This window comes from Streptomyces sp. LS-MS-L19 (assembly GCF_058382285.1).
Genome location: NZ_JBYCLL010000001.1, coordinates 9,684,340 through 9,699,147 on the forward strand (window position 1 = coordinate 9,684,340; position 14,808 = coordinate 9,699,147).

Here is a 14,808-nt window from a genome sequence, read left to right on the forward strand (position 1 = left end):
CGCGCCCTGCCGGGGGCTTCGGTAGGCCTATGCGCTGGGAACATCCTTCTCGCCGTAGTAGGCCGCGCGCATCAGTTCCCGCATGTCGTCGAGCATCGGCATCCGTGGATTCGCGGGCGCGCACTGGTCCTCGTAGGCGTTCAGGGCCTGCTGGGGCAGGGCGTCGAGGAACGCCCGCTCGTCGATGCCGAGGGCGCGGAACGACGGCTCGATGCCCACGGCGTCACGCAGGCGTTCCACGGCCCCGGCGAGCGACTCCACGCCCTCCTGAGGGGTGGCGGCCGGCAGGCCGAGGGTGCGTGCGATGTCCTGGAAGCGTTCGGGGGCACGGTAGTTCTCGTACTTGGGCCAGCCCGTGAGCTTCGTCGGAACGGTGCCGTTGTAGCGGATGACGCGTGGCAGCAGGACCGCGTTGGTGCGGCCGTGCGCGATGTGGAAGGTGGCGCCGAGGGTGTGGGACATGGCGTGGACGATGCCGAGGAAGGCGTTGCCGAAGGCCATGCCCGCGATGGTGCCGGCGTTGTGCATCTTCTCCCGCGCCCGAGGACTGCCCGCGCCGTCTGTGACGGAGGCCGTGATGTTGTCGAAGATCAGCCGGATCGCGTGCAGCGCCAGGCCGTCGGTGAAGTCGTTCGCGTAGACCGACACGTACGCCTCGATGGCGTGGGTGAGGGCGTCGAAGCCGCTGTCGGCGGCCAGCGCCGGGGGCAGCCCGGCGGTCAGCAGCGGATCGACGATGGCCACGCTGGGGGTGAGCGCGTAGTCGGCCAGCGGGTACTTCTTGCCCGTGGCCGGGTCGGAGATGACGGCGAAGGGGGTGACCTCGGCGCCGGTGCCGGACGTGGTGGGCACGCACACCAGGCGGGCGAGCCTGCCCAGAACGGGGAAACGGAAGGCGCGCTTGCGGATGTCGGAGAACTTGTGCCGCATGTCGGCGAAGTCGACGTCCTTGCCGTCGGCCTGTTGCTCGTACAGCAGCCACATCACCTTGGCCGCGTCCATGGGGGAGCCGCCGCCCAGCGCGATGATCGTGTCGGGGCGGAAGTCGCCCATGAGGCGGGCGCCGCGCCGGACGGAGTCGATGCTCGGTTCGGGTTCGACGTTGTCGATGATCTGCACGGTGACCGGTTCGCGGCGCCGCCGCAGGATGCGGGTGACACGGTCGACGAAGCCGAGGCGGGTCATGGTGGCGTCGGTGACGATCGTGACGCGGTGGACGTCCGGCATGGACTGCAGATAGCGCAGGGCCTGGGGCTCGAAGTAGATCTTCGGCGGGACCTTGAACCACTGGATGTTGTTGCGGCGGGTGGAGACCCGCTTGATGTTGAGCAGCTGGGCGGCGGAGACGTTGTTGGACACCGAGGTGCTGCCCCAGGAGCCGCAGCCGAGCGTCAGCGACGGCAGCAGGCTGTTGTAGATGCCGCCGATCGCGCCGTGCGAGGACGGCGAGTTGACGATGATCCGTACGGTCTTGATGCGGCGGCCGTATTCCTCGGCGAGGTCACGGTCCTCGGTGTGGATGACCGCGCTGTGGCCCTGTCCGTGGAAGGCGACCATGTCCGCGGCGAGGTCGAAGCCCTGCTCTGCGGAACCGGCCCGCAGCACGGCGAGCACCGGGCAGAGCTTCTCGCGGGTCAGCGGCTCGTCCGGGCCGACCCGCCCGGCCTCGACCAGGATGAGCGAGGTGTCGGCGGGCACGGTGAACCCGGCCCGCTCGGCGATCCAGGCGGGACTCTGTCCTACGGCCGCCGAGTTGACCTTGGGCTCGCAGCCGCCGTCCGCCGCCTTGCCGGTCGGGAAGAGGAAGGCCTCCAGCTTCTCCTTCTCCTCGGCCGTCGCCAGATGCGCGTGCAGGGTGCGGAACTCCGCGAGGGCGGCGTCGTAGATCTCGTCGTCCAGGATGACCGCCTGCTCGGAGGCGCAGATCATCCCGTTGTCGAACGACTTCGACAGCACCAGGTCGTTGACGGCCCGCCGCAGCTTCGCGTCCCTGTGCACGTACGCGGGGACGTTGCCGGCGCCGACGCCGAGGGCGGGCTTGCCGGCCGAGTATGCGGCCTTGACCATGGCGTTGCCGCCGGTGGCGAGGATGAGGGAGACGCCGGGGTGGTGCATCAGGGTGCGGGTGGCCTCGACGGACGGAGTCTCGATCCACTGGATGCAGTGATCGGGGGCACCGGCGGCGACGGCGGCGTCGCGCACGACGCGCGCCGCCGCGGTGCTGCACCGCTGGGCGGAGGGGTGGAAGGCGAAGACGACCGGGTTGCGGGTCTTCAGCGCCATCAGCGCCTTGAAGACCGTGGTGGAGGTCGGGTTGGTGACCGGGGTGACCGCGGCGATCACGCCGACCGGTTCCGCGATCTCCACCAGGTCCTCGACGTCGTCGCGGGCGATCACGCCGACGGTCTTCATGTGGCCCATGCTGTGCGTGACGTGCTCGCACGCGAACATGTTCTTGGCCGCCTTGTCCTCGAACAGGCCGCGTCCGGTCTCCTCCACCGCGAGGCGGGCGAGAGCGATGTGCTGGTCCAGCGCGGCGACCGAGGCCTTCCTGACGATGTGGTCGACCTGGGTCTGGTCGAGTTCCTCGTAGTCGGCGAGCGCCTTCGCCCCGGCCGTCACCAGCCGGTCCACCGCGACGGCGGTGTCGGACGGAGCCTCCACGAGAGGAGTCGTGATCGTGGTCCCGGCTTCCTGGCGGGTCATGGGAGTGCGCCTCCGGTACGTCGGTGCCGCGGGAGGTGATCCGGCGGGCGGAACGGGAGCGGCGGCGTCGAGGGAAGCCGGTGCCGTACCGCATCCCACTCCCGCGCCGCTCCGCTCCCACTCTCGTCCGCGGTGCGGCCCGGCCGCAGACGCCGTTGGTCCCCTTCTCGGGCCGTGCGGCCCTGCGGCGAAGGGCCGGACGGCCCTGCCGGGCCCGGGACCTCACGCGGGCGGTCCCGGAACGGGTTCGCCGATGGGGCGCGGCGCGGTCGGGTGACAGTCGTCGACGCGGTAAGTCAGGCCGTTGACCACTCCCACGGCTCCTTCCACCCGCCAGGCCGACCGGATCGCCAGGGGGATGTCGCTACGGCGTTCGAGGCGTCCCTTGAGCGTGACCACGCCGTCCCGGACGAACACGGTGACCGCGTCGGAGGGCAGACCCAGGCCGGCGACCAGAACATCGTCGATCACCTCCCGGCGGATCTCCTCGTCCGTGCGCAGAAAGACCCGCAACAGGTCGCGGCGCGTGGCGATGCCGATGAGACGGTCCTCCTCGTCCACCACGGGCAGCCGCTCGATGTGGTGACGCTCCATCATGCGTGCCGCCTCCGGGACCAGTTGCTCCGGATGCACCGTGACGGCAGGTGAGGACATCAGCTCCGCCGCGACGAGCCCCGGGCTCCCGCCCGCCTCGGCGCGTACCGGACGGCGCAGGCCCGGCAGCCGGAGTCGCCGGTCGGCGCGGTCCGCCTGCCCGCGCACGAGGTCCGTCGCGGAGATCACGCCGACCACCTTGTCGTCCGCGTCGACGACGGGCAGTCCGCCGATCCGGTGCCGGTCGAGCAGCCGTACGAGATCCTTGAACGTCGTCCGCCGGTCGGCCTGGACTACCTCACGGGTCATCACTTCTCCGACGGTGCGGGTCTTCACGCCGCCCTCCTTCTCTCTCAGGGCCGCTGGCCGGGCCGGGCGCGAGGAGGGCGAAACCCTCCCGCACCCGGCTCCAGGTCCCTACTCCTGCCGTCCGTCCGCCGGGCCGCCTCGCCAGGGCGGCGGCGTGGCCGACTTGTGGGCCGTGTGCTCGCGGTGCACGACCCGGTCCACCTGGCCGCGCAGCCGGTCCTGCAACCGGTCCGCCAGCTCGTGGACGGTGGCCTCCTCGGCGTGTACGAGCACGAGGTCGCGCCCCACCCGGATCTCCGCCCCCGCCTTCCACAGGTGCCCTGCGTGGCGCGTCGCCGACTTCTCGATCCGCACCTCACCACTGACGGGCGGCAGTCCTGACCGGCCGAGGACCGCGTCGACCTTGGTGCGGACGTATACGAGCGCCTGCTCGTCCATGTCGCCCGTGCCTCGGACCCGTACGGTGCTGGGCGCCTGCTGGATGTCGGTGTCCCTGACGGTCATCTGTTCCACTCCTTGTGATCGTTCCGCGGCTCCAGCCTGATGCGAGCACCTGTCCGGGCCCCAGGGGCCACCCGGCCCCGGAACGGGGACCGTGGGCCCCTCATCGACTGCCGGCCTCCGTCCCTGTCCGTCGACGGTGTCGACCAGCGGCGGCGTGAAACCCGGGGAACAGGGGCCGACCGGCCCTGGGCATTCGGCCCCGGACCGGCAAGGATCTTCCATGAGACGGCTCATGGCGTCCCCGCGGACATGGGCGTGGGACGCGGCACACGCTGAACAGGAGCATTCGATGGCGGACGGCGAGCAGCCCGGACCCGACAACCCGATCCGGGTCTTCCTGCTGGACGATCACGAGGTGGTACGGCGCGGGGTGCACGACCTGCTGAACGACGAACCGGACATCACCGTGGTCGGTGAGGCCGCCACGGCGGAGCAGGCCCTCGTCCGCGTCCCCGCCCTGCGCCCGCAGGTCGCGGTCCTCGACGTGCGTCTGCCCGATGGTGACGGCGTGACCGTGTGCCGCGAGCTCCGCTCGAGCATGCCCGACCTGGCCTGCCTGATGCTGACCTCCTTCGACGACGAGGAGGCGCTGCTCGACTCGATCATGGCGGGCGCGTCCGGCTACGTACTGAAGCAGATCCAGGGCTCCGACCTGGTGACGGCCGTACGCACGGTCGCCCGGGGCCAGTCCCTGCTGGACCCGAGCGCCACCACCAAGCTGATGGCCCGGCTGCGCGGCGGACAGCAGAAGGAGGAGGAGCCGGACGCACTGCCGGGTCTGACCGACCGGGAGCGGGAGATCCTGGCCCTGATCGGCGAGGGCCTGACCAACCGTCAGATCGGCCAGCGGCTCTTCCTCGCCGAGAAGACGGTGAAGAACCACATTTCCCGGCTGCTCGCCAAGCTGGGCGTGGAGCGGCGTATCCAGGCCGCCGTGATCGCCGCCGAGGCGCGGGACCGGCTGCGGCGGGAAGGCCGCTGACGCGACGCGGCAGTCGGCGCCGGACAACGGGTGAAGCCCCCTCGGGGCCGAAGGTCCCTCAGCCCGCCCCCGTCCGGCCCCTGCCCCTCCCGATCAACCGCGCGCAGCCTGGACATCCACCCCGGCACACCGCCGGGCATCGATCGGGAGGACGACGGACATGAGCGTGCGCGTCGGCATCAACGGCTTCGGCCGCATCGGCCGCAACTACCTGCGCTGCCTGCTGGAACGCGCGGAGCGCGGCACCGGCACCCCCATCGAGGTCGTGGCGGTGAACGACATCACCTCGCCGGCCGCGCTGGCGCACCTGCTGGCGTACGACTCGACGTACGGCCGCCTGAACCGCACCGTCGAACACGACGACGACTCACTGACCGTCGACGGCCACCGCATCGTCGTGACCGCCGAACGTGACCCGGCCGCGCTGGCCTGGGGCGGCCTCGGTGTGGACGTCGTCATCGAGTCCACCGGCCGTTTCCGTACCCGCGAGCAGGCCGGAGCGCACCTGGGGGCCGGCGCCCGCAAGGTGCTGCTGTCCGTGCCGGGCAAGGGCGTCGACGCCACCGTGGTCATGGGCGTCAACGAGGGCACCTACGACCCGGAACGGCACCATGTGGTCTCCAACGCCTCGTGCACCACCAACTGCGTGGCCCCGATGGTCAAGGTCCTCGACGAGTCCTTCGGGATCGACAAGGGCCTGATGACCACGATCCACGGCTACACCAACGACCAGGTGGTCCTCGACGGCCCGCACAAGGACCTGCGCCGCGGCCGCAGCGCCGCCGTGAACATCATCCCCACCAGCACCGGTGCGGCACGCGCCGTCGGCCTGGTCCTGCCGGAGCTGTCCGGCACCCTGGACGGCATCGCCGTACGGGTGCCCGTGGAGGACGGTTCGCTGACCGACCTGAGCGTGGTCCTCGACCGGGCCGTCACCGCGGAGGAGGTCAACTCCGCCTTCCGGGAGGCCGCCGACGGGCCGCTGAAGGGCGTCCTGCGGGTCTCCGACGCCCCGATCGTCTCCCGGGACGTCGTGGGTGACCCCGCCTCCTGCGTCTTCGACGCCCCGCTGACCCAGGCGCACGGCGACCTGGTGAAGGTCTTCGGCTGGTACGACAACGAGTGGGGCTACACCAACCGCCTGCTCGACCTCACCGAGTACGTCGCCGCCCGTCTGCCGCTGGGCTGACCGCGCGATCGGCGGGCCGTGGGCCCGACACGAACCCACGGCCCCCAGGGTCGGTGACGATCGACTTCCCCTCGGAAGGTGCCCACATGGAGATCGTCGCGTACGGCGTCCTCGCCGACGAGGAGACTCTGCTGCGCCGGGCGCTCGACCGAGCCTTCGCCGGCCGTCATGAGCTGCGCTGCCTGGGGATGTTCCCGGACCGGGACAGCGCCCCGACCGCGGCGGGCCACGAGGTCGTGCTCAGCGGGGTCAACGACACCCCGGACGCGCAGGTCCTGCGAACGGTGACGGACAACGGAACCAGGATGATCGCCCAGCGGTCGACCGGCTACAGCGACATCGACCTTTTCGCCTGGGCGCCGACGCTCCCGGTCGAGCAGCTGTTCCCCGAGTCCGACCTGGTCAGCTGCATGTGCCGCTCCTGCCCGACCCCTCACCTGGGGTGTACGTCGGTGAGGCGGACCGGGCTCTTCGTCGGAACACTGGAAGGATCCGCCCCCGAGCAGGCACTCGTCAGGTGAGGAGGTCGTACGGCCATGCCACAGCTGGACACGAAAACGGTGACCACTCTGGTCGCTGACGCCACGGCCGCCCCTTCCATGCACAACGCGCAGCCGTGGAGCTTCCGCTTCGTCCCCGACGAGGGCGTGCTGCTGCTGCGCGCCGATCTCGAGCGGGCCATGCACCGCACCGACCCCGGCCACCGGGCCCTGCACATCGGGTGCGGGGCGGCACTGCTCAATCTGCGCGTCGCCGCCGCACACGCCGACATCACCGCTGAGGTACGGCTGCTTCCCGAGCCCGCGGATCCGCTGCTGCTGGCCGCCGTACTCCTGGGCTCCTCCGCGGCGCCGGAGCCGGACGGGGACGACCTCGCGCGGTTGCATCCGGCGATCGGACAGCGCCACACCAGCCGCTATCCCTTCGAGGAGAAGGACATCCCGGAGGACGTACGGGCCACACTGCGGGCAGCGGCTGCTCGGGAGGGTGCCGAGCTGCTCTTCCCGGGGGCCTGGCACACCGAGTCCCTGCTGGAACTGGTGCGTGACGCGGAGAGCCGCGACGTTCTGGACCCCAGCGGGACGGAGGACCTGCGCCGCTGGACCCGGCTCGGCGCGGAAGCCGACGTCGCCACCGACGGCGTCCCCGAGTACGCCTTCGGGCCGCGTCGGCGGGACGGCAAGGCGCCCCTTCGCGACTTCGCGGGACGGCGGCCGGTGGCAGACCGCGGTACCACCGCGTTCGAGCAGCACCCGCACCTCGCACTGCTCAGCACCCGCGGCGACGGGCACGCCGACTGGCTGGTCGCGGGACAGGCTCTGGAACGCGTCCTGCTCGAAGCCACCCTCGCCGGCCTCGCCACCTCCCTGACGTCCCACCCGCTGGAGACACCCGAGCTGCGTCTGCTGGCCCGCGATCCGGTGTCGGGCACGGGCCACGTCCAGATGGTGCTGCGCGTCGGATACGGACCACAGGGCCCCGCCACGCCCCGCCGCCCCGTCCGGGAAGTCCTCGACATCGCATAGAGCCCCGGGCGGCTGGGCCGGGCGTGGGCGGGAGGGCGTGCGGGAGCGCGTTTGCCCTCCCGCCGTGCCGTGGGCCCGGGCACGACCTGGGCACGACCTGGGCCCGTCAAACGGTCGCCAGGGTGGCCGAGGCTCCGGAGGGCGAGGCGACACGCCGACCGCTCTCCGGCCGACCACTCACTGTGAACTGCCGGATGCCCGGGCCCGGTTCTGGTACGAGCAGGACGCCGCCGACGAACCCGGCGCCCGCACCGGCCTGATGGATCTCGACGGCCTGGACCTCCCGGAGCACGCGGACGTCCATCTGTGCGGTTCGGTGCCCTTCATGCGCGCGGTGCGCTCACAGCTGCTGCGTGACGGTGCTCCGGCCCGGCACATCCGGTACGAGGTCTTCTGCCCGGACCAGTGGCTGGACCGTGCGGAGGGCCGAGAACCGACGACCGCACAAGTCGATCCCGCCGTTTCACCGGAGGCCGCCGCCGTGGGGTGCGTACAGGTCCAGCAGCCGGGTGCGGGCCGAGCGCAGCCGGTGGGCGATCACGTCTCCCACCCACATCGCGACCGTCCGCCCCAGCTCGGGGTCGTCCGCTCACATCGAGCGGACCGCGGCGGCGTCGAACTCGTACGCCCGCACCGGGGTCACGGCCTCGGCGCCCAGGTGCCAGGAGTGCAGGGCGAACAGCTAGGACCACCCGACGAGTTCGTCGTGCCCCAGCGACTCGATCACGGCCGGCTGACGGCCCGGCACACGCATGTCGAGCTCGATCGTGCCCGTACGGATGATCCAGAAGCGGTCGGCGCGTCCGCCCTGGGCCACTGGGGCCTGGGAGTGGGCCGGTCGGCAAGCAACGAGAGCCCTTCGGCGCCCTGTGCCGGAGGACGGGCGCGGTGTTCGCTGGTCGTCGGAGAACAGACAGGGCTGAATGCAGGAGGTGCCCACCATGGAGCGACACGTCGTCGCCGGAGTCGACGGAACCGCGGCGAGTCTCGCGGCCGCACACTGGGCGGCGAGGGAAGCACAGCGCCGCGGTGTCCCACTGCGGCTCGTGCACGCCTGGCAGTTGACCCCGCGTCCCGCCGCCTCCGTACCGCTCGGCACCACTCAGGTCGGATGGGCCACACAGACCCTGGACGCCGCGGTCGGGAGCGTCCGCGCCGCGCACCCCGGGCTGCGGGTCGACGGGCAACTGGTGAAGCATCACTCCACGGTTGCCGCGCTGACCGAGGCGGCCGGGGACGCGGAGCTGGTGGTGCTCGGCTCGCACGGCCTCGGAGTCTTCGCGGGCTTCGTGCTCGGCTCGGTTTCCCAGCGGGTCGTCGCCAGGTCTCCGCGTCCGGTGGTGCTCGTCCGCGCGGGGCAGGGGCCGACGGGCGAGCACCTGCCGGCCGCGGACGGCGTCTCGCCCGAGGAGATCCCCGAAACGCCCTACCGTGATGTGGTCCTCGGACTGGACACCAGCCGTCCCTGTGACGAACTGATCGAGTTCGCCTTCGAGTCGGCCCGCCGCCGCGAGGCCAGGCTGCACGCGATCCACGTCTTCAGCGCGTCGTCCGAGCTCACCGAGGACAGCCGACCGGACCCCGTGCCCGGACCGGAGCTGCTCGCCGCGCAGGAACGCGCCGTCGTCGCGACGCTGCGTCCGTGGTGTGCGAAGTTCCCCGGTGTTCCTGTCGTCGAGACCGTGGCCGAAGGCAGGGTCTCCGCCGAGATCGTGCGCGCGGCGACGGGGGCCTCCCTCCTCGTCGTGGGCCGCAGGACGCGGGACGGCCGTCCGGGCAACCACATCGGCCCCGTCACGCACGCGGTGCTGCACCACGTCGGCTGCCCCGTGGCCGTCGTCCCGCACGGCTGAATCCACACTGCGGGGCAACACCATTCCGTGGATCGACCTCCCTTCGACCACCGGCGCAAGGAGCACAGCCGTGTCCACGCCCCCAGGAGACCTGAAGCCGACGGCGGTTCACCAGCCGCCCCGCAGGCGGCACTTGGCCTTCCCGCCGCCTCCGCGCTCGTGATCGGCAGCACCATCGGAACCGGCCTCTTCGCCCTGCCATCGGTCCTCGCACCATATGAGCCGGGCCAGCGCTGGGCGCGATCTCCGCGGCCGGGGCCATCGTCCTCTTCGGCTGGCTCGGCTCGGAGGTCGCCTCCGTCGTGACCGGCCGGGGCGCGAGCCGGGGCGCAACGTGCCGCGCGCCACCGCCCACAACTGGGTGCCTCCACCACAGCGGAGACCGCTGTACGCGGGACCGACTTCCTGCACACCGAGGCGGAGAACCGGCTGCACACCATCAAGGCCGTTCTCGTCACCACCCTGGAGAGCTGAACCATGCGTATCGTCATCGCCCTCGGCGGCAACGCCCTGCTGCACCGAGGTGAACGCCCCGACGCGAACGTCCAGCAGAGGAACATCGACCGCGTCACCACCGCGATCGCCGCGCTCGCGGTGGAACACGAGGTCGTCCTCACTCACGGCAACGGCCCGCAGATAGGCCTGCTCGCCGTGGAGAGCGCATCGGATCCCGCTCTGAGCGCTCCCTGTCCGCTCGATCTGCTCGGCGCCCAGACCCAGGGCATGATCGGCTCCCTGCTGGTGCGCGCCCTGCACGACACGCTGCCCGGGCACCGGATCGCCGCGCTGGTCACCCACACCGTCGTCCGGGCCGACGACCCCGCGTTCCGGCACCCCGCGAAGTACGTCGGCCAGGTCTACCCGCTGGACGCGGCACGGTCACGCGCACGGGCGCGCGGCTGGCACATCGCCCAGGACACCACCGGGTGGCGGCGCGTCGTCGCCTCGCCGGTACCCGAGCGGATCGTGGAGACCGACACGATCCGCGACCTGCTCGACATCGGCACGCTGGTGATCTGCGCCGGCGGCGGGGGAGTCCCCGTCACCGCCGACAAGGACACCGGTGCGTTGAGCGGCGTCGAGGCCGTCGTCGACAAAGACCTCACAGCCGCACTGCTCGCCGAGGACATCAAGGCCGACTTCCTGCTGATCCTCACCGATGTGCCGAACGTCTACGCCGACTACGGCACCCCCAAGCAGCGGCCCGTTCTCGACGCCACCCCCACCGAGCTGCGCCGCGGCGGCTTCCCGGCCGGCTCGATGGGCCCCAAGGCCGAGGCAGCCGCCCGGTTCGTGGAACGCACCGGGGGCCTGGCCGCGATCGGCGCGCTCGATGCGGCGTACGAGATCGTGCACGGCCGCTCGGGCACGCTCGTCCGTCCGGAGATGCCGGCGGTCTGACGAGTGTGGGGCCGGGCCGCTGATCTGATGCCACGTCACAAACAGTCGCCCTGTGGGCCGTTCGGCCCCCAGCAGGGACGTCAGGCCCCTCCTGCCCCACGAGGTGGGACCGGAGACTGAGGGTGCATCCCCGAAGGAGGCCCACATGTCCACCCTCACCGTCGGTCTCGACGGCTCACCCCAGAGCCTCTCCGCGGCCGACTGGGCCGCCCGCGAAGCAGTGCAGCGCGAAGCGTCTTTGCGTCTGGTCCATGCCTGGGAACCTCAGCCCCCCACCTACGCGCCCCTGGTCGGTGCCTTCACCCCGGTCGCCATCGACGCGCGGCGCGAATGGGCCGCCTACATGCTGCGCGAGGCCCGGTCCCGGCTGGCCGAGAGCCACCCCGATCTACCGATCACCACGCATCAGCTCGCCGGACCGCCCGCCGTCGCCCTGCTGACCGCCGCCGAGGACGCCGACCTGCTGGTCCTCGGCTCCCGGGGGCTGAGCGGGGTGGTCGGGTTCCTGGTCGGCTCCGTCGCGCTCGCCGCGGTGGCCCGCAGCGAGCGGCCCGTGGTCCTTGTACGCGCCGGTGAGGACGCCGCGGACGAGCACCTGGCGGACGCCACGGGATCCGCGTCCACCGACACGCCCTTCCGCGACGTCGTGCTGGGCCTGGATCTGGAGAACCCCGGTGAGGCCGCCGTCGGGTTCGCGTTCGAGGCGGCCCAGCGCCGCGCGGCCGGCCTACGGGTGGTGCACGGCTGGACTCCGCCGCCCTCCCACGGCTACGGAGCGGCCTTCGACGCCGGGCCCGACGCCGAGCCGTCCGAAGAGGTGCGCCGCCGGCTGGCCGAGGTGCTGCAGCCCTGGAAGGACAAGTTCCCCGGCGTCCAGGTGCGCGAGCAGGCCGTGGTCGGCAGCGCGGCCGGCACCTCGTTCATGTCTCCCGCGACGCGGCCCTGCTCGTCGTGGGCCGACGCAACCGCAAAGCCCACGTCGGGGGACACATCGGACCGGTGACGCATGCGGCGCTGCGGCACGCCGCCGTCCCGGTCGCGGTGGTCCCGCACGACTGAAGCACCCGCGCTCCACAGGGAGTCAGTACTCGGAGGCGGGCCAGGTGCAGGCCACCGCGACGACGACGCCCACGTCCAGCAGCACGCCGAAACCGAGCCACGGATCGAACCAGACGGCCTTGAGGAGGAGGCCGGTCGAGGCGGCGACCAGAGCCGCGGTGGGCCACCATCCCGCGCCCGCCAGAACGCCGGCGCCGGCAAGGACGTACACGACCGCCGTGTACCAGGCGAGCGCCAGTGCCACGGCCCCGGCGGCCGCGGCGGGCACACCGGACGCCGAGAGCGCCCACGAGTGCCCGGGGACGAACGGTGCCGGGGTGCCGTCGGGCTGCTGCCGCGGTGCCGTCCACACGACGGGGTGCAGCAGCCCGTGCGTGATCAGGAACGCCGCGACCAGGAAGACGGTCACAGCTGGTCCTCGGGCTCGTACGGCTCGGTTCCGCCCATGTCGAGGCGGAACGGCGGGTAGACATCCGTCATCAGGGCGGCGTAGGCGGCCACCCGCAGCACCCAGCGGTTCAGCCCGAGGATCAGGTCGAACAGGCTGCGGGGGTACTTCGCGGTGAAGGCCAGTGTCACGGCCGCGATCAGCGCCAGCACGGCGACCAGACCGCCGTCCCACCAGCCGAGGTGCCAGCCGCCGAGGAAGAACCCGATGACGATGTAGTGCGGGACGGCCAGCAGCCACCACTTCACCAGCACCAGCCCCCGGGAGAGCCGCTCGGGGTGGGCGATGTCCAGCCGCGCCGGGTAATCGGGTTCCTCACCCAGGCTGAACGGGGGATAACGGTCGGTGCCCAGGGCGCCGTACGAGTAGTAGGCGACGCGCCAACTCCAGCGCAGCACGCCCAGGTTGAAATCGAAGAGGGACCGCGGGTAGCGCTCGGTGAACAGGATGCTGAAGAACGCGACCACGCTGACCAGGGTGAATCCGATCCAGAGGAAGAACAGCGCCACGTAATGAGGAATCACCAGGATCCACTTCACCAGCCACAGCCACCGGGACAGCGGCGTGTCGAGCACCGCGTTCACGCGCACGGGACGGCCCGGGGTTCCCGCCAGGGTTGTCATGGTGATCAACTCCTTCGGCCCACGACGTCGTACGCGCCGGCTGGGCCCAAACCCAGCGTCACCCTCGGGTGAGCGTCGACGCGAGGGCCGGTGGGGGCCGTTCGAGGGCCATCGGTCCCGGTCGGAGGATCACTCGGCTTGCGGGCGTCGTCCCGCTCCGAGGGAAACCGGCGAGCGCGCGGGGCGGGTACGCGCAAGGACGGACGGCCGGGGATCAGGCCGGGCCCCGGTCCTTCGGTCCGGAACGGGAAGGACGACCACGAGCCTGACCTGACGGTGCTCGGCGAGACCTCGACCGTTGTGCACAGGCGCCCGGCGGCCGACGTCTGCGTCGAAGAAGAGGAGGACACGGCACCGGCGGCCGGGGTCTGCCGTCCGCGGAAGCCGCCGCCGTAGGGCCGACTCCCGCGTGGTCGGGCTCCGCCTGCCGTATGAGGGTGGTTGCCGGTCGTCGCCGGTCGACAAGGCGCAGGTTGCCGGGCGGGGGAGCGGGCGGGACGTACTTGGTCCCGGTTTCCCGTAGGTCATGGCCACGAGGTGCGGTGCCGATCCCGTTCGGCGTCGCGCTGTGTGCCGAGTGATCAGCAGGCGTCTTGCGGTCCCCGCACATGTGGGCCGTCCGGCTGCGGGTGCGGGCCTGATGGCCCCTGGGGCGATGGCATGCGCGGCGGAAGGCTGGAGGCAGAGCCGGACGCGGCCCCGGTCTGGAGGCCCGTGACCGAGCAACGGGCAGGTGAGGATCATGACATACAGGTGTGCACGATCCGCAATGGCTGCGACCCTTGCCCTGACCGGCACGGTGGCTTTGGGCGCCTGCGGGGCCGGCAGCGTGGTCTCCGGCCTTGTCCCCACTTCCGTCCCCGCCGTCTCGGCCACCGTCGGCCCGACCAGCGGGTGGGGGCCAGGCATGTGGGGTGGTCACGGGGCTTCCGCAATGATGGGCGGCGACGACGGGGGCTCCTGGGCACCCGGCAGGATGGGCCGGGCCATGATGGGTGACTGGTACCTGGCGGGCAACGCCAGTCGGGTGCAGACCCTCGGGGAGGCGCGGCAGCGGGCCGAGGCTTTCGCCGGGAGGCTCGGACTGCGGGTCGGTGAGGTGATGCAGTTCTCCCGCAACTTCTACGCCCAGCTGAACACCATGGGAGGCCGCCCGGCCACCGAGGTGCTCGTCAACCCGGTTGACGGCGCCGTGCAGATCGAATACGGGCCGGCGATGATGTGGAACACTGACTACGGCATGCACTACGGCAGCCAGACCCAGGAACGGATCACGGCCTGGCAGGCCCACGGCATTGCCCAGGAGTGGCTGCGCGGACGGGACACCGGCCTCACCGTGGACGGGACGGAGTCGTTCCCCGGCTACTACACACTGCACGTGCTGAAGTACGGGGTGATCACCGGCATGTTGTCGGTCAACGCCTCCACCGGACAGGTCTGGTACCACAACTGGCACGGCGAATTCATCGCGATGAGCCACGGCTGAGCGGCGGGTGGGGCGGATCCTCCGGACGACTGCCGATCATGATGTGGCCCTTTTTGTAGTGAATCAAGAGTGTTTGGCCTCAGAGGGAGCTGAGAAATTCCTGTGCCAGGCTGGCCGCGCCTGATCAA

12 protein-coding genes and 2 pseudogenes are annotated in these 14,808 nt (G+C 71.5%); 8 read left to right on the forward strand and 6 right to left on the reverse strand.

Annotated elements, in window-relative coordinates; genetic code table 11:
* Nucleotides 1-27 precede the first annotated feature (27 nt).
* The 3 genes from adhE to AC2XR2_RS43255 form a co-directional block, all read right to left on the reverse strand.
* Nucleotides 28-2,706: a bifunctional acetaldehyde-CoA/alcohol dehydrogenase gene (adhE, locus tag AC2XR2_RS43245; protein WP_491518208.1), complete on the reverse strand. Its 2,679-nt coding sequence runs from the start codon at nt 2,704-2,706 to the stop codon at nt 28-30.
* A gap of 222 nt (nt 2,707-2,928) precedes the next feature.
* Complete coding sequence (locus AC2XR2_RS43250; protein ID WP_491518209.1) at nt 2,929-3,636, reverse strand: CBS domain-containing protein; 708 nt, start codon at nt 3,634-3,636, stop codon at nt 2,929-2,931.
* Nucleotides 3,637-3,717: 81 nt separating this feature from the next.
* Nucleotides 3,718-4,113 (reverse strand): hypothetical protein, encoded by a 396-nt coding sequence (locus AC2XR2_RS43255; RefSeq protein ID WP_491518210.1) that lies wholly within the window; start codon nt 4,111-4,113, stop codon nt 3,718-3,720.
* Nucleotides 4,114-4,402: 289 nt separating this feature from the next.
* On the opposite strand from AC2XR2_RS43255, the gene AC2XR2_RS43260 reads away from it, so the two are divergent.
* The 4 genes from AC2XR2_RS43260 to AC2XR2_RS43275 all read left to right on the forward strand — a co-directional run bounded on the left by AC2XR2_RS43260 (nt 4,403) and on the right by AC2XR2_RS43275 (nt 7,810).
* Nucleotides 4,403-5,095 (forward strand): response regulator, encoded by a 693-nt coding sequence (locus AC2XR2_RS43260; RefSeq protein WP_491518211.1) that lies wholly within the window; start codon nt 4,403-4,405, stop codon nt 5,093-5,095.
* 160 nt (nt 5,096-5,255) lie between these two features.
* Entirely contained in the window at nt 5,256-6,284 is a 1,029-nt protein-coding gene (gene gap / locus AC2XR2_RS43265) for a type I glyceraldehyde-3-phosphate dehydrogenase (RefSeq protein ID WP_491518212.1), read from the forward strand.
* A gap of 86 nt (nt 6,285-6,370) precedes the next feature.
* Nucleotides 6,371-6,805, forward strand: coding sequence for a hypothetical protein (locus tag AC2XR2_RS43270; protein ID WP_491518213.1), 435 nt, complete (start codon nt 6,371-6,373; stop codon nt 6,803-6,805).
* A gap of 15 nt (nt 6,806-6,820) precedes the next feature.
* On the forward strand, nt 6,821-7,810 hold the full coding sequence (locus tag AC2XR2_RS43275) for an Acg family FMN-binding oxidoreductase (protein ID WP_491518214.1): 990 nt from the start codon (nt 6,821-6,823) through the stop codon (nt 7,808-7,810).
* A 463-nt stretch (nt 7,811-8,273) separates the two neighbouring features.
* On the opposite strand, the pseudogene AC2XR2_RS43280 reads toward AC2XR2_RS43275, so the two are convergent.
* Nucleotides 8,274-8,621, reverse strand: a pseudogene (locus AC2XR2_RS43280) (cyclic nucleotide-binding domain-containing protein); the annotation flags it as partial.
* Nucleotides 8,622-8,751: 130 nt separating this feature from the next.
* On the opposite strand from AC2XR2_RS43280, the gene AC2XR2_RS43285 reads away from it, so the two are divergent.
* The 3 genes and pseudogenes from AC2XR2_RS43285 (at nt 8,752) to AC2XR2_RS43295 (ending at nt 12,123) form a co-directional block, all read left to right on the forward strand.
* Nucleotides 8,752-9,663 carry a universal stress protein gene (locus AC2XR2_RS43285; RefSeq protein ID WP_491518215.1) on the forward strand — a complete coding sequence of 304 codons (912 nt, stop codon included), beginning with the start codon at nt 8,752-8,754 and terminating at the stop codon, nt 9,661-9,663.
* A 477-nt stretch (nt 9,664-10,140) separates the two neighbouring features.
* Nucleotides 10,141-11,064 carry a carbamate kinase gene (locus AC2XR2_RS43290; protein ID WP_491518216.1) on the forward strand — a complete coding sequence of 308 codons (924 nt, stop codon included), beginning with the start codon at nt 10,141-10,143 and terminating at the stop codon, nt 11,062-11,064.
* Nucleotides 11,065-11,209: 145 nt separating this feature from the next.
* Nucleotides 11,210-12,123 (forward strand): annotated as a pseudogene (locus tag AC2XR2_RS43295) (universal stress protein).
* A gap of 22 nt (nt 12,124-12,145) precedes the next feature.
* Here the strand turns inward: AC2XR2_RS43295 and AC2XR2_RS43300 are convergent.
* Nucleotides 12,146-12,532: a hypothetical protein gene (locus AC2XR2_RS43300; protein ID WP_491518217.1), complete on the reverse strand. Its 387-nt coding sequence runs from the start codon at nt 12,530-12,532 to the stop codon at nt 12,146-12,148.
* Nucleotides 12,529-13,194 carry a DUF4389 domain-containing protein gene (locus AC2XR2_RS43305; protein WP_381297790.1) on the reverse strand — a complete coding sequence of 222 codons (666 nt, stop codon included), beginning with the start codon at nt 13,192-13,194 and terminating at the stop codon, nt 12,529-12,531. The genes AC2XR2_RS43300 and AC2XR2_RS43305 overlap by 4 nt, the downstream gene beginning before the upstream one ends.
* A gap of 769 nt (nt 13,195-13,963) precedes the next feature.
* Here AC2XR2_RS43305 and AC2XR2_RS43310 point away from each other — a divergent pair.
* Nucleotides 13,964-14,680: a hypothetical protein gene (locus tag AC2XR2_RS43310; protein WP_491518218.1), complete on the forward strand. Its 717-nt coding sequence runs from the start codon at nt 13,964-13,966 to the stop codon at nt 14,678-14,680.
* The last annotated feature ends 128 nt before the right edge of the window (nt 14,681-14,808 follow it).